The organism is Microbacterium oxydans, from assembly GCF_026559675.1.
Lineage (GTDB): Bacteria > Actinomycetota > Actinomycetes > Actinomycetales > Microbacteriaceae > Microbacterium > Microbacterium oxydans_D.
Genome location: NZ_CP092891.1, coordinates 2,289,809 through 2,308,019, shown reverse-complemented (window position 1 = coordinate 2,308,019; position 18,211 = coordinate 2,289,809). Strand labels below are relative to the sequence as shown.

The following is an 18,211-nucleotide window of genomic DNA, read 5'->3' as shown; positions in this document are numbered from 1 at the left end:
CGATGCGCCGGCCCGCACCGCTTCCGACCACCCCGGACAGGCCGGGGGAGAAGGACGCCGCGCCGGAGCCTCCCGCACGTCCGCGGCGACGGGACGTCCGTTCCGAGGAGACCCTCCCGGCGCCGGATGACCCGACACCGGGTGGCGCCGCACCCGATGGATCGGTGGCGGACGCCGGGGAGGAACCGCAGTCGACGTCCACGATGGACGTGTGGCGTGCCGCGCGCGCCCGGCGCAAGGCTCTTCGCGCCGAGATCCGTCGCTTCACGCAGCGCTCCCGGCGTCGCCGGATCGTCTGGCTCAGCGCCATCGGGGCCGTGGTCCTGCTGATCGGCGGAAGCGTGGTCGCGGCGTACAGTCCGCTGTTCGCCGTCCAGAAGATCACCGTGGTCGGCGCGACGAGCCTCGACGCCTCCGCGATCGAGGCCGCGCTGGACGCGCAGATGGGCACCCCTCTCGCCCTCGTCGACACCAGCGAGGTGAAGGCCGCGCTGCTCAAGTTCCCGCTCATCGAGACGTACTCGCTGGAAGCGCGCCCGCCGCACGATCTCACGGTGCGGATCGTCGAGCGCACCCCGGTCGGCGTGATCCGATCGGATGCCGGCTACACGCTCGTGGACGCCGCCGGCGTCGCGCTCTCGACCACCGCGGAACCGCCCGCGGGCCAGCCGGTGATCGAGGTCACCGGCGGCGTCGATTCGGCCGCGTTCCGAGGAGCCGGTCTCGTGGTCCGCTCGCTGCCGGCCGAGGTCCGCACGGTGCTGACGGGTGTGCGCGCGACCACGCCCGATGACGTGACCCTGACCCTCCGCAGCGGCATGACCGTGGTGTGGGGGAGCGCGGAGCAGTCGGCGCTCAAGGCGATCGTCCTGTCCGCGGCGATGGTGAAGAATCCGAACGCGGCATCGATCGACGTCACGTCTCCGCACGTCGCCGTCGTCGGCTGACCGCTTTCGCGGGGGAATGGCGCGACACGCCCGCGTCCTGGCGCGCGCCAGGCCAGGCGGCGCTTACCGTCGATCACAGAGAACGCAATACCGGGAAATACTTTACACCTCTAGTTGAGGTTTAAGGTTCATCCTTTTTCCAGGCTCGAATAATCGGAGGCCGGCCATGAGCCAGAACCAGAACTACCTCGCCGTGATCAAGGTCGTCGGCGTCGGCGGTGGCGGCGTCAACGCCGTCAACCGCATGATCGATCTCGGTCTCCGCGGAGTCGAGTTCATCGCCGTCAACACCGACGCGCAGGCGCTGCTGATGAGCGACGCCGACGTCAAGCTCGACGTGGGCCGTGAGCTCACGCGCGGCCTCGGTGCCGGTGCCGACCCCGAGGTGGGTCGCCGCGCCGCGGAGGACCACGCCGAGGAGATCGAGCAGGCCCTGACCGGTGCCGACATGGTCTTCGTGACGGCCGGCGAGGGCGGTGGAACCGGTACCGGTGGCGCTCCCGTCGTCGCCCGCATCGCCAAGTCCATCGGCGCCCTCACGATCGGCGTCGTCACCAAGCCGTTCTCCTTCGAGGGTCGTCGCCGCCAGAGCCAGGCCGAGGCGGGCGTCGCCAAGCTGAAGGAAGAGGTCGACACCCTCATCGTGGTGCCGAACGACCGTCTCCTCGAGATCAGCGACCGCGGCATCTCGATGATCGAGGCCTTCGCGACCGCCGACCAGGTCCTCCTCGCCGGTGTCCAGGGCATCACGGACCTCATCACGACCCCGGGTCTCATCAACCTCGACTTCGCCGACGTGAAGTCGGTCATGCAGGGCGCGGGTTCCGCGCTCATGGGCATCGGCTCCGCCCGGGGCGCCGACCGTGCCATCAAGGCCGCGGAGCTGGCCGTCGAGTCGCCGCTCCTCGAAGCATCCATCGAGGGTGCGCACGGTGTGCTGCTCTCGATCCAGGGTGGATCGAACCTCGGCATCTTCGAGATCCACGACGCGGCCGACCTCGTCAAGGAGGCGGCGCACCCCGAGGCCAACATCATCTTCGGTACGGTCATCGACGACACCCTCGGCGACGAGGTGCGCGTGACCGTGATCGCGGCAGGCTTCGATGGCGGAGAGCCCTCGCTGCGACTGGACCCCATGGTCGTGTCGCGGCCGTCGGCGGCGACGCTTCCCGAGGTCGCGCTGCCCGACGAGACGGAGTCGAAGACCGAGTCGGTGCAGGCCGAGCCCGTGCAGCAGCGCGTTCCGACCACCAGCATCGAGCCGGCCTTCGCGGACGACGACATCGACATCCCCGAATTCCTGAAGTGACCTCGACGGTCGACGGCCAGGCGCCATCCGGCCTGGCCGAGCGGTTGACCGCGATCGATGAGCGCATCGCGGCCGCCGCTCGTGCCGTGGCGAGGGACCCGGGGGAGATCACCCGGATCGTGGTGACGAAGTTCCACCCGGCGTCCCTCGTGCGCGATCTGCATGCGCTCGGTGTGCAGGACGTCGGCGAGAACCGACAGCAGGAGCTGTCGGCGAAGGAGTCGGAGCTCTCGGCCCTCGACCTCCGCTGGCACTTCATCGGGCAGGGGCAGACGAACAAGGCCGCCGCGATCCGTCGCAGCGCCGACGTCGTGCACTCGGTCGACCGCTCCCGCTTCGCGGATGCGCTGCACCGCGCAGCCGACGGTGACGACGTCCTCGACGTCCTCGTGCAGATCAACCTCACCGACGACCCCGGCCGCGGGGGAGTCGCTCCCGTCGAGGCCGCCGCACTGGCGGAGCACGTGCTCACGCTGCCGTCGCTCCGGCTGCGGGGCGTGATGGCGGTGGCTCCACTCGATGAGGAGCCCGCCGCCGCGTTCGCGCGTCTGAGGACCGTGGCCGACGCCGTCCGCGCCGTCGAGCCGTCGGCCTCGTGGATCTCCGCCGGGATGACCGGCGACTTCGTCGAGGCGATCGCCGCCGGCGCGACACACCTGCGGATCGGCTCCGCAATCACCGGACCCCGGCCCGACCGGGGTTAACCTGTGAAAAGACCAGCCCCAAACGTTCGAACCGGAGGACACGATGGGTAACCCGCTGAAGAAGACCATGGTGTATCTCGGCCTCGCCGACGAGGAAGAGGTCTACGAGGAGGAGACGCAGGCTCCGGTCCGCGCCCACCGCGAGCGCGACCGTGAGCGCGAGGAGCCGGCTCCGGCTCCCGTCACGCCTCTCCGCCGCCCCGTCGCCGTCCGCCAGCCGTCTGCAGGAGCCGTGAACGAGATCCTCACCGTCCACCCGAAGCAGTACCGCGACGCGCAGCTGATCGCGGAGAGCTTCCGCGAGGGCATCCCGGTCATCATCAACCTCTCCCAGATGAGCGACGCCGACGCGCGCCGTCTCATCGACTTCGCGAGCGGACTCTCCCTCGGCCTCTACGGCCGTATCGAGCGGGTGACCTCCAAGGTGTTCCTGCTCTCTCCGGAGAACATCGCCGTCTCGGGGCACGGGGGCATCGCACACGCAGACGCCGAGTCTGCGGGCTTCGACCAGTCGTAACCCGTGCAGCTGGTCTCGGTCATCGCCAGCATCGTTCACCTGGTGCTGCTGCTCTACATCTTCGTGCTGTTCGCGCGCCTCATCCTGGACTACATCCCGATGTTCAATCGGGAGTGGCGTCCGAAGGGCTTCGGTCTGGTCGCCGCTGAGGCGGTCTACGTCGTCACCGATCCGCCGATCCGGTTCTTCCGGCGGCTCATCCCGCCGCTGCGGATCGGTTCGCTGTCCCTCGACTTCGGGTTCACGCTGACTCTGCTGGTCGTCCTGATCCTGATGAACATCGTGCGACTCTTCGTGCGCTGAACTCCGCGGGAATCGGCGGTGACGGCAGCACCGACTTCGCTGACTCTGGGTGTCGTGACATCGCGGCGCCAATGCGCGGGGGCTATGCTGGCACCCAGGTGCGCGCCCCGGGTTCGCGCCACATCACGACCACGCCATACATCGATACTGGCATTCGAACTCATCGAAAGAGGAGCCACTCATGGCACTTACCCCGGATGACGTCGTCACCAAGCAGTTCCAGCACGTCCGCTTCAAGGACGGCTTCGACCCGGACGAGGTGGACGACTTCCTCGACGAGATCGTCATCGAGTGGCGCAAGGCTCTCGAGGAGAACGTCGAGCTGAAGGCCAAGCTGGCCGCGTACGAGTCCGGTGCGACTCCCGCCGCCGCCGAGCCCGTCGCCGCTCCCGCGCCGGAGGCTCCCGCGCCCGTCGCCGAGGTTCCCGCCGAGCCCGCGCCGACCGGCTCCGCCACCGCGACCGCCGGCATCATCGAGCTCGCGCAGCGTCTGCACGACGAGCACGTCGCCGAGGGTGAGGCGAAGCGCAACGCGCTCATCGCCGAGGCCGAGACCGAGGTCGCCCGCATCCGCACCGAGGCCGAGGCCAAGCAGCGCGAGGAATCGGCCCGTCTGGAGCGCGAGCGCAACACGCTCGAGGCCCGTATCACCGAACTCCGCAACTTCGAGCGCGACTACCGCACGCAGCTGCGAGGCTACATCGAGGGCCAGCTCCGCGAGCTCGACGAGAAGTCGGCGTCCACGGACTCCACGCCCGTCTCCGCGATCGGTCTGTAAGGCGCCCTCTTGTCAGGACGCCGTCCCCTTCGTCGGTCGGCGGCCGGTGCGATCGTTGCGATTCTCGCAGCGATCGTGCTGGCCGCCGATCAGTTTGTGAAGTACCTCACGATCGAGAATCTGCCGTTGCAGAAGCCGGTCCCGGTCCTCGGTGAGTTCCTTCAGCTGTACTACGTCCGCAATCCCGGAGCGGCGTTCTCGCTCGGCTCCGAGGTGACGTGGATCTTCACGATCGCCCTCGGTGTGGTCGCCTGCGTGATCATCTGGAAGGCGTTCGGCCTCAAGTCGCGCCTCTGGGCCGCGGTGCTCGGTCTGCTGCTCGGCGGTGTGCTGGGCAACCTCAGCGATCGCCTCTTCCGCGAGCCCGGATTCCCGGTCGGTCACGTGGTCGACATGATCTCCATGCCGTGGATGATGCCGGCGATCTTCAACGTCGCGGACATCTTCATCGTGACCGGCATGATCTCGGTCGCGCTGCTCGTGGTCTTCGGACTGCGCTTCGACGGCACCCGCGAGCGTGACCACGCCGTCGTCGAGACCGACGAAGAAGCCGAGGCTGCCGCGGAGGCGGCCGTGGTCGCGACGGAGACGGATGCGGATGAGGTGGACGCGGAAGACGTGTCTTCCGTTGACGCCGCTCACGATGACGACGCGCCTTCGGAGGATGCGGCCCCCGCATCGGAGGGTCGCTGACCGTGGAGTCGCGTTCCCTCCCCGTCCCTGACGGCTTGGACGGCACCCGCGTCGACGCAGCCCTGGCGAAGCTCATGGGCTTCTCCCGCACGTTCGCGGCCGATGTCGCCGCGGCCGGCGGGGTGCGACTGGACGGTGTGACGCTCGACAAGTCCGACCGCCTGCGCGGCGGTGGATGGCTCGACGTGGAATGGCAGCCGAAGGAGGCGCCGAAGATCGTCCCGATCGCGGTGCCGGAGCTCGGCATCGTGTACGACGACGACGACATCGTCGTGGTAGACAAGCCGACGGGCGTCGCCGCACATCCCTCGGTCGGCTGGGAGGGCCCCACGGTCGTCGGCGCCCTCGCCGCAGCGGGTTTCCGCGTCGCCACCAGCGGTGCCCCGGAGCGTCAGGGCGTCGTGCATCGGCTCGACGTCGGCACCAGTGGGCTGATGGTGGTCGCGAAGTCCGAACACGCCTACACGGTGTTGAAGCAGGCTTTCAAGGACCGTACGGTCGAGAAGATCTACCACGCGGTCGTGCAGGGGCACCCCGACCCCCTGGCGGGGACGATCGACGCGCCGATCGGGCGCCACCCGAACCACTCCTGGAAGTTCGCCGTCGTCCCGGACGGAAAGCCGTCGGTCACGCACTACGAGACGCTCGAGGCATTCCCGGGGGCGTCGCTGCTCGAGATCCATCTCGAGACCGGCCGCACGCACCAGATCCGCGTGCACATGGCGGCGCACCGGCATCCCTGCGTCGGCGACCCGCTCTACGGAGCCGATCCGACCATGTCGGCCCGGCTCGGCCTCACCCGGCAGTGGCTGCACGCGCACCAGCTGGCGTTCGCCCACCCGACCACGGGGGACTGGGTGCAGTTCGAGTCCCCGTATCCCGAGGACTTCCGTCACGCCCTCGACGTGCTGCGCGGCGAGTAGCTCGCGCTTCTCCCGCACGATGTCGGACATGTGCGCGACACTGGGCGCATGACCATCGAGGTTCGTCCTGCGACCGTGTTCGACGACGTCGCGACGCTCGTCGGGCCGAAGAAGCCGACGTCGAACGTGTGCTTCTGCCTGAGCTATCGCATCGGCAGCAAGGAGAACGTGGCGCTGAAGGGGCAGGAGCGTGCCGACCGTGTGCGTGAGCTGTGCCATCAGGATCCTCCGCCCGGCGTCATCGCGTATCTCGACGACGAACCGGTCGGCTGGGCGGCTCTGCACCCGCGGAGCGACACGAGTTTCGCGCGCAATCTGCTGATCCCCGCCGTCGACGACCTCGATGTGTGGTCGCTGTGGTGCTTCCGGGTGCGTCCCGGACACCGCAAGCAGGGCATCTCCCACGCGCTGATCGAGGGAGCGGTGGCCTACGCGCGGGAGAGAGGTGCCCCGGCGATCGAGGGCTACCCGGTCGACAACGGCGGGGAGAGGGTGAACCTGACCATGGCCTACGTCGGCACGCGGTCGCTGTTCGAGAGCGCCGGTTTCGTGAAGGCGGCCGACACCGGGTCGGTGCTCGACGGCTTCCCGCGCGTGCTGATGCGGCTCGATCTGAGCCCGTCGCGGACGGCGCCGAAGAAAGCGTGAACCGTTTTCACGATTCGACTCAATACTCAGTGTGAGCACGGACAGCGAGATCATCCAGCGGTCGCTCGACGAGCCCGGAGTCTTCTCCGAGATCTTCGAGCGGCACGTCCGACCCGTCGGCGGCTACATCCGGCGACGTGTCGGCGCGGACGCCGTCGACGACGTCCTGAGCGAGACGTTCCTCGTCGCCTTCCGGCGGCGCGCGTCCTTCGACCTCGAGACGGAGTCGGCGCGGCCCTGGCTGCTCGGCATCGCGACCAGGGTGGTGAAGAGCCATCGAGCCGCGGAAGCGCGACAGTGGCGGGCGTTCGAGGCCTCGGCATCGGCGGAGGAGGTCGCGGGAGAGGCTCCTCAGGTCGCTTCCGATTCGCGACTCGACGCCGACGCCGCCATACGGGCTCTGGCTCCGCGGATCGCGGCCCTCGCGGCGAGAGATCGGGACACGCTGCTGCTGCATGCATGGGGTGATCTCACGTACGAGCAGATCGCCACCGCGCTGGGTGTGCCGGTCGGAACCGTTCGATCCCGGCTGAATCGCGTTCGTCGCAAGCTCGCACCGCCCGGCTCGCACGGAGCGGCCCGACTGACATGGATGGCGAAGGAGGAGAGCGATGCAGCTTATGGAACAAGTTCGTGAGATCGGGATCGACGAGTCCCGTGTGGATGACGACACCGTGCTCGCGGCGCGGCGGGTGCTGACGAGGGAGATGGCGGGGAGTGCGCGCCCGGAGCGAGCGCGTCTTTCGCGACGACGGACCTGGGCCGGGATCGGCATCGGTGGTCTCGTCGCCGGGGCGGCGGTGACCGCGATCGTGGCCGGTTCGGTGCTCGCGCCGCCCGCCGCGCCCGATGCCGCGGCGGCGGAGGTGCTGGAGCGGGCGTCCGCGGTGACGTTCGACGCGCAGGACACGACACTCCTCCCCGGGCAGTACCTGCGGATCGAGACCGTCGGCGAGCACCTCCATTTCTGGAAGGCCGATTGGGCCGATGACGATGACGAGAACACGTTCGCGTTCAACGCCTCGCGCGACGGCGGCGACGCCGCCGTGCTGGAGCGCGACACGCGCGTGCTCTACGTCCCGGCCGACCGAGCCGGCGACTGGTTCTACGACTGGGGCTTCTCCGAGGTCGTGGACTCCTTCGGGTCCCGTGGCGCGGAGGCGGCACGGGAATGGTCGTCCTCGCCCGACTCCGCGATTCGTGAACGTGGCACGATCGAGACACTCCCGGCGGGCGAGTACCTCGCCGTGGGAGGTGACGAACCGCCGACGCCGTACCTGGCGGATCGATACCGTCCGTACTACTCCGAGATGCCGCGGGAGCCGCGGGACCTGCTCGACTGGCTCCGCGCGCAGTCGGGGATGACGGGGGAGGAGGGCGACCGGTGGCTCGTGGCGAGTCTCAGCGACCCGTCGGCGATCAACCTGATGCCGGCCGACCTGCGCTCGGCGTTCTTCCTCGCGATCGCGCTGATCCCCGGATTCGAGGTGCTCGCGGATGACGGTTCCAGCGCGACGCTGCAGTACGTGGTACCGGGTCACCGCACGACGACGATCGTGATCGACACCGAGGAGGGCCTGGTCTCCTCGATCTCGGAGAAGTACGGAAGCGGGGGACCGGCAGGCGACATGGCCGACTCCACCACCACGGTGCACACGTCGGTCGTGGACTCCGCGCCCCAGGGGTAGCGAGTCGTCGACGGAGCCCCGGCGCCGACCTCCGGTGTCGGGGCTCCGCCGTAGACTCGAAGGCATGGCATCCGACTCCTTCGTCCACCTGCATGTGCACAGCGAGTACTCCATGCTGGACGGTGCGGCGAAGATCAATGCGATGACCCAGGCGGCCGCCGAATACGGCATGCCGGCCATCGCGGTGACCGACCACGGCAACACGTTCGCGGCGTTCGAGTTCTACAACGCGGCGCGGAACGCGGGCATCAAACCCATCATCGGGCTCGAGGCGTACATGACCCCGGGCACGCACCGCAGCGACAAGACGCGCGTGCAGTGGGGCTCGCCCGACCAGAAGAGCGACGACGTCTCCGGCTCGGGCGCCTACACCCACATGACCATGTGGAGCCAGAGCACCCAGGGCATGCACAACCTCTTCCGGATCAGCTCCCGGTCGAGCATGGAGGGCTACTACTTCAAGCCCCGCATGGACCGCGAGCTGCTCCAGACCTACGGCAAGGGCATCATCGCGACGACGGGGTGCCCGTCGGGTGAGGTGCAGACGCGGCTGCGGCTGGGGCAGTACGACGCGGCACGGGCGGCGGCCGCGGAGTTCCAGGACATCTTCGGCAAGGAGAACTACTTCGCCGAGATCATGGACCACGGTCTCTCCATCGAGCGACGGGTGATGACCGACCTGCTCCGGCTCGCGAAGGACCTCAACATCCCGCTCGTCGCGACCAACGACTCGCACTACACGCACCAGCATGAGGCCGACGCTCACGAGGCTCTGCTGTGCGTGCAGTCGGGCTCCACCATGGACGACCCGAACCGGTTCAAGTTCGACGGCGACGGCTACTACATCAAGACCGCCGCCGAGATGCGGCAGCTGTTCCGCGATCACCCCGAGGCATGCGACAACACGCTGCTGATCGCCGAGCGCTGCGAGGTCGAGTTCGACACCTCGGCCAACTACATGCCCCGGTTCCCCGTGCCGGACGGCGAGACCGAGGACAGCTGGCTCATCAAAGAGGTCGAAACCGGCCTGCACTACCGGTACCCGGGAGGCATCCCCGACAAGGTGCGCAAGCAGGCCGAGTACGAGACCGGCATCATCCTGCAGATGGGCTTCCCCGGCTACTTCCTCGTCGTCGCCGACTTCATCAACTGGGCGAAGGACAACGGCATCCGCGTCGGTCCCGGCCGTGGCTCCGGTGCCGGATCCATGGTCGCGTACGCGATGAAGATCACCGACCTCGACCCGCTCGAGCACGGCCTCATCTTCGAGCGCTTCCTCAACCCGGACCGCGTCTCGATGCCCGACTTCGACGTCGACTTCGATGATCGGCGTCGTGGCGAGGTCATCGACTACGTCACGGAGAAGTACGGCTCGGAGCGCGTCGCCCAGATCGTCACCTACGGCACCATCAAGTCCAAGCAGGCGCTGAAGGATGCCGGTCGCGTGCTCGGCTTCCCGTTCAGCATGGGGGAGCGGCTGACGAAGGCGATGCCGCCGCCTGTGATGGGCAAGGACATGCCGCTGGACGGCATGTTCGACTCGGCGCACCCGCGGTACAAGGAGGCGAGCGAGTTCCGCGCGCTGATCGAGACCGACCCCGAGGCGAAGACGGTCTTCGACCGCGCACTCGGACTCGAAGGGCTGAAGCGCCAGTGGGGCGTGCACGCCGCCGGTGTGATCATGTCGTCGGACCCGCTGCTCGACATCATCCCGATCATGAAGCGCGAGCAGGACGGCCAGATCGTCACGCAGTTCGACTACCCGTCGTGCGAGTCGCTCGGCCTGATCAAGATGGACTTCCTGGGGCTCCGCAACCTCACGATCATCTCGGATGCGCTCGACAACATCCGGACGAACCGTGGCGAGGAGCTCGACCTCGAGCACCTCGGCCTGGATGACCCCGGGGTGTATCAGCTGCTCGCGCGCGGCGACACCCTCGGCGTGTTCCAGCTCGACAGCCCGCCGCTGCGCTCCCTTATGCGCCTGATGAAGCCGGACAACTTCGGTGACATCTCGGCACTCATCGCGCTGTACCGACCGGGCCCGATGGGCGCGAACTCGCACACCAACTACGCGCTGCGGAAGAACGGCATCCAGGAGATCACGCCGATCCACCCGGAGCTGGAGGCACCGCTCGCCGAGATCCTGGAGGAGTCCTACGGGCTCATCATCTACCAGGAGCAGGTCATGGCGATCGCCCAGGCTGTCGCCGGGTTCAGCCTCGGACAGGCCGACATCCTGCGTCGAGCGATGGGAAAGAAGAAGAAGTCCGAGCTCGACAAGCAGTACGAGGGCTTCGCGGGCGGCATGAAGGAGCGCGGCTTCGGCGAGGCCGCGATCAAGGCGCTGTGGGACATCCTGCTGCCCTTCTCGGACTATGCCTTCAACAAAGCCCACTCCGCGGCTTACGGACTCGTGTCGTACTGGACGGCCTACCTCAAGGCGCACTATCCCGCCGAGTACATGGCGGCGCTGCTCACCAGCGTCGGCGACTCCAAGGACAAGATGGCGCTGTACCTGAACGAGTGCCGTCGCATGGGCATCAAGGTGCTCCCGCCCGATGTGTCCGACTCGATCAACTTCTTCGCGGCCGTCGGCGACGACATCCGCTTCGGCCTCGGCGCCGTGCGCAACGTCGGCAGCAACGTCGTCGAGGGCATCGTGCAGGCCCGCAAGGACGAGCGATTCACCTCGTTCCACCACTTCCTCGACAAGGTGCCGCTGCACGTCTCGAACAAGCGCACCGTCGAGTCGCTGATCAAGGCCGGCGCCTTCGACTCGATGGGGGACACCCGCCGGGCGCTCATGGAGGTGCATGAGGACGCGGTCGAGGCCGCCGTCGATCGAAAGCGCAACGAGGCCCAGGGGGCCATCGGGTTCGACTTCGACAGTCTCTACGACGGCACGGAGGAGGTCGCCCCGGCCAAGGTGCCCGCACGTCCGGAGTGGATCAAGAAGGACAAGCTGGCGTTCGAGCGCGAGATGCTCGGTCTGTACGTGTCCGACCACCCGCTCGCCGGTCTGGAGGTTCCGCTCGCGAAGCACGCGTCGATCTCCATTCACGACCTCAACAACTCCGAGGATCTGCAGGACGGCGACCAGGTCACGGTGGCGGGACTCGTCACCAGCGTCCAGCACCGTGTCGCCAAAGCCAGCGGAAACCCGTACGGCATGATCACGGTCGAGGACTTCAACGGTGAGGTCACCGTGATGTTCATGGGCAAGACCTACACCGAGTTCCAGCACACCCTGCAGCAGGACGCGATCCTCGCCGTGCGCGGTCGCGTGTCCCGCCGCGACGACGGGCTCAACCTCCATGCGCAGTCGGCGTTCGCTCCCGATGTGGGGTCCTTCGACGCCGCCGGTCCGCTGGCGCTGGTCCTCGCCGAGCAGCGTGCCACGGAGCGGGTGATGATGGAGCTCGCCGAGGTGCTGCGCCGACACAACGGCGACACCGAGGTGCTGCTCCGAGTGCACCGCGGCGGCACGGCGAAGGTCTTCGAGGTCCCGATGCCCGTGAAGGTCTCGGCCGACCTGTTCGGTGACCTCAAGTCACTGCTCGGCCCCTCCTGTCTGGGGTGAGCAGGTAGGATCGTGAGCCGTCGGCAGCACGACGAACGCCCCCGTCGAGCATTGTGACGAAAGGACCACCCATGAGCACGGATCTTCCCGAACCGGACCCTGAGGACACGGTCTTCAGCGACGACGACGGTGTCCTCTACGACGACGAGGTGACGCCGGAGTTCGGAATCCTCGGATTCACCCTGCGTGAGCTTCTCATCGTCGGCGTGTGGCTGGTGTCGTTCGTCCTGTCCTTCTTCCCGCTCGGTGGCGGGCTCTCGCTGTGGGGCGTCGGCATCCAGTGGATCCTGCCCGTCGCGATCCCGACGGTCGCCGTCTTCCTGATCGTGCTGCGCCGGTTCTCTCCGGACGGAATCCGCCGGGTCGGGTCGCTGGGTATCGACCAGTTCGCCTCCGTGGCGTTCTCCGTCTCCGCGGTCATCTGGGTGGGTAACCTCTGGCTCGCGGTCTCCGCCCTGATCTCCAGCGGCCACTGGGGGCTCCCGTGGAACGGCGTCGCGATGGTCATCACCTCGCTCGCGCTGGTCGTGCTCACGGTGTTCGCCCCGATCGTGCCCGGGCTGAAGGAGGACTTCCACGGTCGGCTGGTCACGCTCGCTCACCGCAACGCGAATCCGGTGCGTCCCGTCATCGCGCGTCCGCGCCCGGAACCGGTGCCGGTCGCCGGGGCCCCCGACACGTCTTCGGCCTCGGAAGCCGATCTGACCGACGTCATCGTGGACGACTCGGCCCTTCCGCTCGTCGTCGGCGACATCGAGACCGACGGCCGGCAGGCCACCGATGAGATCGCCCGCTTCGACCTGGCCGACCAGGTGCCGCTCACGGCGCACGCGTCGGGTGGGGACATCGGCACCGAGCAGGCGACCGCCGACGAGGAGTACGTGCCCACCTACTCGCGCCGCTCCCGGGGGCAGGAGCCGGAGATCGTCTCGGACACCGGAAGCATCGAATCTCTGCTGGAGACCGCGGCCACCTACGAGACGGACGTCATCCCGGAAGAGTCGGCCCCGCTGGTGCTGGAGGGCGTCACGGACGCCGATCTCGACGCCACGAACCCGCGCGAGGCTGCTCCTGCTGCCCAGCCGTTCTGGATCCTCGCGCCGTCCGAGCGCGACGTCCACGACGAGCGCGGCGAACCGCTCTTCCGCATCGGCCCGAACGCCTGGGCTCTCGTGATCGAGGACCGTGGGGGTGCGTACGTCGTCCGACATGACGACGGACGGATCGGCTATCTCCACGACATCTCCGACATCACGAAGGGCTGAAATGCGCACGATCGATCTGCGGGGGCGCGAGCTCTCGCCCGCCGACATGCTCGCCGCCGTCCCCCGAGCCGCACAGGCGCGGGCCGAGGCGCTGGACACCGCTGCACGCATCGTCGAGGACGTGCGTGTGCGGGGCGAGGCCGCTCTCCGCGAGCAGGCCGAGAGGTTCGACGCGGTGACCGCGCACGAGGTGCGCGTTCCCGAGGCGCACATCACCGAGGCGCTGGCGGAGCTGGCTCCCGAGGTGCGCGATGCCCTCGAGGAGGCGATCCGGCGGGTCCGTCTCGCCTCGGCCGCCCAGGTCCCCGAGAGCCGGGTCACCCGGATCGGCGAGGGTGCGGTGATCACTCAGCGCTGGCAGCCCGTGCACCGCGTGGGCGTGTACATCCCCGGCGGCAAGGCCGTCTACCCGTCCAGCGTGATCATGAATGTCGTCCCGGCGCAGGTCGCCGGTGTCACGCAGATCGCGTTGGCGTCGCCGCCGCAGGCGGATCAGGGCGGACGCATCCACCCGACCATCCTCGCGGCCGCCGCGCTGCTGGGTGTGACCGAGGTGTACGCGATGGGCGGCGCCGGAGCCATCGGAGCGTTCGCGCACGGTGTACCCTCGCTCGGCCTCGACCCGGTCGACGTCGTCTCGGGGCCCGGGAACAACTACGTCGCGTCCGCGAAGCGCGCGGTCGCCGGCGTGGTCGGGACCGACTCGGAAGCGGGCGCGACCGAGATCCTCGTCGTGGCCGACGCCGCCGCCGATCCGCGTCTGATCGCGGCCGACCTGGTCAGCCAGGCCGAGCACGACGAGCAGGCCTCCGCGGTCCTGGTCACCGATGCGGAGGAGCTCGCCGGGCAGGTCGCCGTCGAGGTGGAGCGGATCGCCGCCGCCACGCGCCACAGCGAGCGTGTCGGAGCGGCGCTGGCCGGTCCGCAGTCCGCGATCGTCCTGGTCGACGACCGGGCCATGGCCACCGCATTCAGCAACGCCTATGCGCCCGAGCACCTCGAGCTGCACCTCGTCGATGCCGAGGAGGCCGCCGCCGCGTTCACCAGCGCGGGAGCCGTCTTCGTCGGGGATCAGACGCCGGTGAGCCTCGGCGACTACATGGCCGGAAGCAACCACGTCCTCCCCACCGGCGGTCAGGCGCGCTACGCTCCCGGTCTCGGTGCCTACACGTTCCTGCGTCCTCAGCAGGTGATCTCCTACGACCGGGCCGCGTTGTCCGCCGTTCGCGCGGGCGTCGTCGCTCTCGCCGACTCCGAGGTGCTCCCGGCGCACGGCGAGGCGATCGAGGCGCGGTTCACGGCGTAGGATCGGTCAGATGCACTGCCCCTTCTGCCGTCATCCCGACTCTCGTGTCATCGATTCGCGTACCAGCGACGACGGGCTCTCGATCAGACGGCGCCGCCAGTGCCCCGAGTGCGGCGGACGCTTCACCACCACCGAGACCGCGAGCCTCAACGTCATCAAGCGCTCCGGCGTGATGGAGCCGTTCAGTCGTGAGAAGGTCATCTCCGGCGTGCGGAAGGCCTGCCAGGGACGCCCCGTGACCGAGGCCGATCTCGCCATCCTCGCGCAGCGCGTCGAGGAGGCGGTCCGTCAGACCGGCGTCTCGCAGCTCGACACGAACGAGATCGGTCTGGCGATCCTCGGGCCCCTCCGTGAGCTCGATGAGGTCGCGTTCCTGCGATTCGCCAGCGTCTACCAGGCGTTCGACTCCCTGGAGGACTTCGAGGCCGCGATCACCGATCTGCGCGCGGACCACACGAAGCAGGAGTCCGCGGACCGGTAATCTGGCAGGGATGTATCCGCTGCTCTTCCGCGCTGTCCTCTCGCGCTTCGATCCCGAGTTCGCCCACCACGCCGGCATGGCGGTGATCCGCGTGCTCGGTGCGCCGCCCTTCTCCTGGGCGACCCGTACCCTGACCCGCCCCGATCCGTCGCTGCGTGTCGAGGCACTCGGGCTCACGTTCCCCTCGCCGTTCGGCGTCGCCGCGGGCTTCGACAAGAACGCGGTCGGCGTGCGCGGGCTCGCCGCCCTGGGCTTCGGCCACGTGGAGGTCGGCACCGTCACGGCGATCCCGCAGGACGGGAACCCCAAGCCCCGGCTGTTCCGCCTGATCGCCGATCGCGCCGTCATCAACCGGATGGGCTTCAACAACGCGGGAGCGGACGCGGCCGCGCGTCGTCTCGCCCGCCTGCGCCGTGGTGCGCCCGACACGGTGATCGGCGTCAACATCGGAAAGAGCCGCGTGGTCGAGGTCGAGAACGCCACCGCGGACTACGTGGCCTCCGCGACCAGGCTCGCCCCGCTGGCCGACTACCTGGCCGTGAACGTGTCGTCTCCGAACACCCCGGGACTGCGCGGGCTCCAGGCCGTCGAGACACTCGCGCCACTGCTGCGCGCGGTCCGCGAGGCCTCCGGCGCCACTCCGCTGCTCGTCAAGATCGCACCCGACCTGCCCGATGAGGAGATCGCCGCCATCGCGCGGATGGCGGTCGATGAAGGGCTCGCCGGGATCATCGCGCACAACACGACCATCAGTCGAGACGGTCTGCTCACCGATGACGCGACGGTCGAGGCCGCGGGAGCGGGTGGTCTGTCCGGCGCACCGCTGAAGAAGCGGTCGCTCGAGGTGCTCCGCGTCGTTCGCGAGGCCGTGCCCGCCGACTTCTGCGTGATCGCGGTCGGCGGTGTCGAGACTCCCGCAGACGTTCAGGAGCGTCTGGATGCGGGCGCCACGCTGGTGCAGGGGTACACGGCGTTCCTGTACCGCGGACCGTTCTGGGGCCGCGAGATCAACAGGGGACTGGTCAGTCGGGGTACTGGCCGCGCTTGACCTGCGGCTTCGGCAGGCGCATGAACCGCATCTGCAGGGCGCGCATCGCGGCGTACCAGCCGAGGCCGCGCTCGAGGCGCTCCTTGCCGAACTTCGCCGCGGCCTTGCGCTTGATCCGCATGCTGAGCAGGACCAGGCCACTGATCGCGATCACCAGGTACGCCATCATCACGATGTAGGCGTAGAACGAGATGATCGGGCTGGCGGGCACGAGCGAGGCGAGGATGACCAGGACCATCATCCCCATCACGAACTCGGCGGGGTGCCAGCCGGCATCGACGTAGTCGCGCACCCAACGGCGCTGCGGACCCTTGTCGCGGACGGGGAGGTACTTCTCCTCGCCGGCGGCCATGCCGGCCTGCGCGCGGGCGCGGCGCTCGTTGAGGTCGGCCTTGGCAGCCGCCTTCGCCTCCTTGGTGTTGGCGACCAGGGGGCGGCGACGCGCCGCCTCCTGCTCCGCGCGGGTCGGCGTCGCGCGCCCCTTGCCGACGGCAGGCGTCTCGGGGGCGTCGTCGTTCGTCGAAGGGGAGGCAGGGGTAATGGCCACGGAGTTCCTCGGTTTGCTGACGGGGGTTCGCCTTAAGATTACTCGCATGACCTCTCCTGTGCTTCCCAGCGAGTCCGACGCCGCTGTCCTCGACGCCGTGGCCACCGGCATCCCCTCTGCGCTGTCCGACCTCGGCCACCTCGTGCGCATCCCCGGCATGGCCTGGCCGGCGTTCGATCAGACCCAGCTGGAGCGCAGCGCCGAGGCCGTCGCGTCCTTGGCTTCGGCCACCGGCGTCTTCGACGAGGTCCGTGTGCTCCGGGCGGCGATCCCGGGAACCGACGAGCACGGGCAGCCCGCCGTCCTGGCGACGCGCGCGGCCCGCAACGGCAAGCCGACCATCCTCCTCTACGCCCACCACGACGTGCAGCCTCCGGGGGACGACGCGCTGTGGGAGACGCCGCCCTTCGAGCCGACCGTCCGCGACGGGCGTCTGTACGGACGCGGTGCTGCAGACGACAAGGCCGGCATCATGGCGCACATCGCGTCCATCCGCGCCGTGAGCGAGGTGCTCGGCGACGACCTCGACCTCGGCATCGCGATGTTCATCGAGGGGGAGGAGGAGTACGGTTCGCGCTCCTTCGCGCAGTTCCTCTCCGACAACAAGGAAGCACTGAGGGCCGATGCGATCGTCGTCGCCGATTCCGGGAACTGGGACTCCGTCACGCCCGGGCTGACGGTCTCCCTTCGCGGCAACGCGCGCTTCACGATGCGCGTGCGCACGCTGGACCACGCATCCCATTCCGGTATGTACGGCGGCGCCGTGCCCGACGCGATGATGGCCACGGTCACCCTGCTCTCCACGCTCTGGAACGCCGACGGCTCGGTGGCGGTCGAGGGCATGACCGCTCGTGATGCCGCGACACCGGACTACACCGAGGCGACTCTCCGCGACGAGGCGGGTCTCCTGCCCGGCACGACCCCGATCGGTGACGGCACGATCCTGAGCCGGATCTGGAACAAGCCCGCCGTGACCGTCATCGGTATCGACGCCACGAGCGTGGCCGCCGCGTCCAACACGCTCCTGCCGGAGGTCACCGTGGTCATCAGCGCCCGCGTCGCACCCGGCCAGAGCGGGCAGGACGCCTACGAGGCGCTGGAGAGCCACCTCCGCGCGCACGCGCCGTTCGGCGCGGAGCTCACCTTCACGGATGTCGATCTCGGCGACGGCTTCCTCGTCGACGCCAGCGGCTGGGCGGTATCCCTGACGCGCGACGCGATGCGCGACGGCTACGGCGTTCCGCCCGTCGACCTCGGCGTCGGCGGCTCGATCCCCTTCATCGCCGACCTCGTCCGGGAGTTCCCCGACGCGCAGATCCTGGTCACCGGCGTCGAGGACCCCCACTCGCGTGCCCACAGCCCGAACGAGTCGCTGCACCTCGACACCTTCCGCCATGCGGTCGCGACCGAGGCGCTGCTGCTCGCGCGCATGAATGCCGCGGAACTCTGAGCCTCTCAGGATCTGCGGCGG

At 68.9% G+C, this 18,211-nt stretch carries 18 protein-coding genes; 17 read left to right on the top strand and 1 reads right to left on the bottom strand.

Translation table 11 applies throughout. The features are described from left to right. The first annotated feature begins 2 nt into the window (after positions 1-2). The 16 genes from MME74_RS11105 to MME74_RS11030 all read left to right on the top strand — a co-directional run bounded on the left by MME74_RS11105 (position 3) and on the right by MME74_RS11030 (position 16,193). A complete protein-coding gene (locus tag MME74_RS11105; protein ID WP_267415076.1) occupies positions 3-947 on the top strand; it encodes an FtsQ-type POTRA domain-containing protein in 945 nt (314 codons plus the stop codon). A gap of 166 nt (positions 948-1,113) precedes the next feature. After that, complete coding sequence (ftsZ, locus tag MME74_RS11100; protein WP_267415075.1) at positions 1,114-2,256, top strand: cell division protein FtsZ; 1,143 nt, start codon at positions 1,114-1,116, stop codon at positions 2,254-2,256. Then, positions 2,253-2,960, top strand: coding sequence for a YggS family pyridoxal phosphate-dependent enzyme (locus MME74_RS11095; protein ID WP_267415074.1), 708 nt, complete (start codon positions 2,253-2,255; stop codon positions 2,958-2,960). Before ftsZ ends, MME74_RS11095 begins: the two co-directional genes overlap by 4 nt. Positions 2,961-3,003: 43 nt before the next feature. Further along, positions 3,004-3,477: a cell division protein SepF gene (locus MME74_RS11090; RefSeq protein WP_267415073.1), complete on the top strand. Its 474-nt coding sequence runs from the start codon at positions 3,004-3,006 to the stop codon at positions 3,475-3,477. Positions 3,478-3,480: 3 nt separating this feature from the next. Continuing rightward, on the top strand, positions 3,481-3,780 hold the full coding sequence (locus MME74_RS11085) for a YggT family protein (protein WP_267415072.1): 300 nt from the start codon (positions 3,481-3,483) through the stop codon (positions 3,778-3,780). A 181-nt stretch (positions 3,781-3,961) separates the two neighbouring features. Next, the gene (locus MME74_RS11080) at positions 3,962-4,558 is read left to right on the top strand and encodes a DivIVA domain-containing protein (protein WP_267415071.1); all 597 of its coding nucleotides are present in this window, start codon (positions 3,962-3,964) and stop codon (positions 4,556-4,558) included. A gap of 9 nt (positions 4,559-4,567) precedes the next feature. Beyond that, the gene (gene lspA, locus MME74_RS11075; RefSeq protein ID WP_267415070.1) at positions 4,568-5,251 is read left to right on the top strand and encodes a signal peptidase II; all 684 of its coding nucleotides are present in this window, start codon (positions 4,568-4,570) and stop codon (positions 5,249-5,251) included. Between the two features lie 2 nt (positions 5,252-5,253). Continuing rightward, positions 5,254-6,174, top strand: coding sequence for an RluA family pseudouridine synthase (locus MME74_RS11070; RefSeq protein WP_267415069.1), 921 nt, complete (start codon positions 5,254-5,256; stop codon positions 6,172-6,174). Positions 6,175-6,222: 48 nt separating this feature from the next. Further along, the gene (locus tag MME74_RS11065) at positions 6,223-6,822 is read left to right on the top strand and encodes a GNAT family N-acetyltransferase (RefSeq protein ID WP_267415068.1); all 600 of its coding nucleotides are present in this window, start codon (positions 6,223-6,225) and stop codon (positions 6,820-6,822) included. 31 nt (positions 6,823-6,853) lie between these two features. Beyond that, the gene (locus tag MME74_RS11060; protein ID WP_267415067.1) at positions 6,854-7,459 is read left to right on the top strand and encodes an RNA polymerase sigma factor; all 606 of its coding nucleotides are present in this window, start codon (positions 6,854-6,856) and stop codon (positions 7,457-7,459) included. A gap of 22 nt (positions 7,460-7,481) precedes the next feature. After that, positions 7,482-8,510, top strand: coding sequence for a hypothetical protein (locus tag MME74_RS11055; RefSeq protein ID WP_267415066.1), 1,029 nt, complete (start codon positions 7,482-7,484; stop codon positions 8,508-8,510). Between the two features lie 64 nt (positions 8,511-8,574). Beyond that, complete coding sequence (dnaE, locus tag MME74_RS11050) at positions 8,575-12,093, top strand: DNA polymerase III subunit alpha (protein ID WP_267415065.1); 3,519 nt, start codon at positions 8,575-8,577, stop codon at positions 12,091-12,093. A 71-nt stretch (positions 12,094-12,164) separates the two neighbouring features. Then, a complete protein-coding gene (locus tag MME74_RS11045) occupies positions 12,165-13,358 on the top strand; it encodes a hypothetical protein (RefSeq protein WP_267415064.1) in 1,194 nt (397 codons plus the stop codon). 1 nt (position 13,359) lies between these two features. Next, positions 13,360-14,664 (top strand): histidinol dehydrogenase, encoded by a 1,305-nt coding sequence (gene hisD / locus MME74_RS11040; protein WP_267415063.1) that lies wholly within the window; start codon positions 13,360-13,362, stop codon positions 14,662-14,664. A 10-nt stretch (positions 14,665-14,674) separates the two neighbouring features. After that, positions 14,675-15,145, top strand: a complete 471-nt coding sequence (gene nrdR, locus MME74_RS11035) for a transcriptional regulator NrdR (RefSeq protein ID WP_267415062.1) — start codon at positions 14,675-14,677, stop codon at positions 15,143-15,145. 10 nt (positions 15,146-15,155) lie between these two features. Beyond that, positions 15,156-16,193, top strand: a complete 1,038-nt coding sequence (locus tag MME74_RS11030) for a quinone-dependent dihydroorotate dehydrogenase (protein ID WP_267415061.1) — start codon at positions 15,156-15,158, stop codon at positions 16,191-16,193. Here the strand turns inward: MME74_RS11030 and MME74_RS11025 are convergent. Next, positions 16,168-16,740, bottom strand: coding sequence for a DUF3043 domain-containing protein (locus MME74_RS11025; protein WP_267415060.1), 573 nt, complete (start codon positions 16,738-16,740; stop codon positions 16,168-16,170). The genes MME74_RS11030 and MME74_RS11025 overlap by 26 nt on opposite strands. Before the next feature lie 46 nt (positions 16,741-16,786). Here MME74_RS11025 and MME74_RS11020 point away from each other — a divergent pair, with 46 nt between their 5' ends. Beyond that, positions 16,787-18,190, top strand: coding sequence for a dipeptidase (locus MME74_RS11020; protein WP_267415059.1), 1,404 nt, complete (start codon positions 16,787-16,789; stop codon positions 18,188-18,190). The last annotated feature ends 21 nt before the right edge of the window (positions 18,191-18,211 follow it).

Bases quoted from the DNA above. Each gene is read 5' to 3' on its own strand.
- MME74_RS11065 (WP_267415068.1), top strand. From the start codon at position 6,223: ATGACCATCGAGGTTCGTCCTGCGACCGTGTTCGACGACGTCGCGACG.
- MME74_RS11080 (WP_267415071.1), top strand. From the start codon at position 3,962: ATGGCACTTACCCCGGATGACGTCGTCACCAAGCAGTTCCAGCACGTC.
- MME74_RS11020 (WP_267415059.1), top strand. From the start codon at position 16,787: ATGACCTCTCCTGTGCTTCCCAGCGAGTCCGACGCCGCTGTCCTCGAC.
- dnaE (WP_267415065.1), top strand. From the start codon at position 8,575: ATGGCATCCGACTCCTTCGTCCACCTGCATGTGCACAGCGAGTACTCC.
- MME74_RS11090 (WP_267415073.1), top strand. From the start codon at position 3,004: ATGGGTAACCCGCTGAAGAAGACCATGGTGTATCTCGGCCTCGCCGAC.
- nrdR (WP_267415062.1), top strand. From the start codon at position 14,675: ATGCACTGCCCCTTCTGCCGTCATCCCGACTCTCGTGTCATCGATTCG.
- MME74_RS11045 (WP_267415064.1), top strand. From the start codon at position 12,165: ATGAGCACGGATCTTCCCGAACCGGACCCTGAGGACACGGTCTTCAGC.
- MME74_RS11105 (WP_267415076.1), top strand. From the start codon at position 3: ATGCGCCGGCCCGCACCGCTTCCGACCACCCCGGACAGGCCGGGGGAG.
- ftsZ (WP_267415075.1), top strand. From the start codon at position 1,114: ATGAGCCAGAACCAGAACTACCTCGCCGTGATCAAGGTCGTCGGCGTC.
- hisD (WP_267415063.1), top strand. From the start codon at position 13,360: ATGCGCACGATCGATCTGCGGGGGCGCGAGCTCTCGCCCGCCGACATG.
- MME74_RS11030 (WP_267415061.1), top strand. From the start codon at position 15,156: ATGTATCCGCTGCTCTTCCGCGCTGTCCTCTCGCGCTTCGATCCCGAG.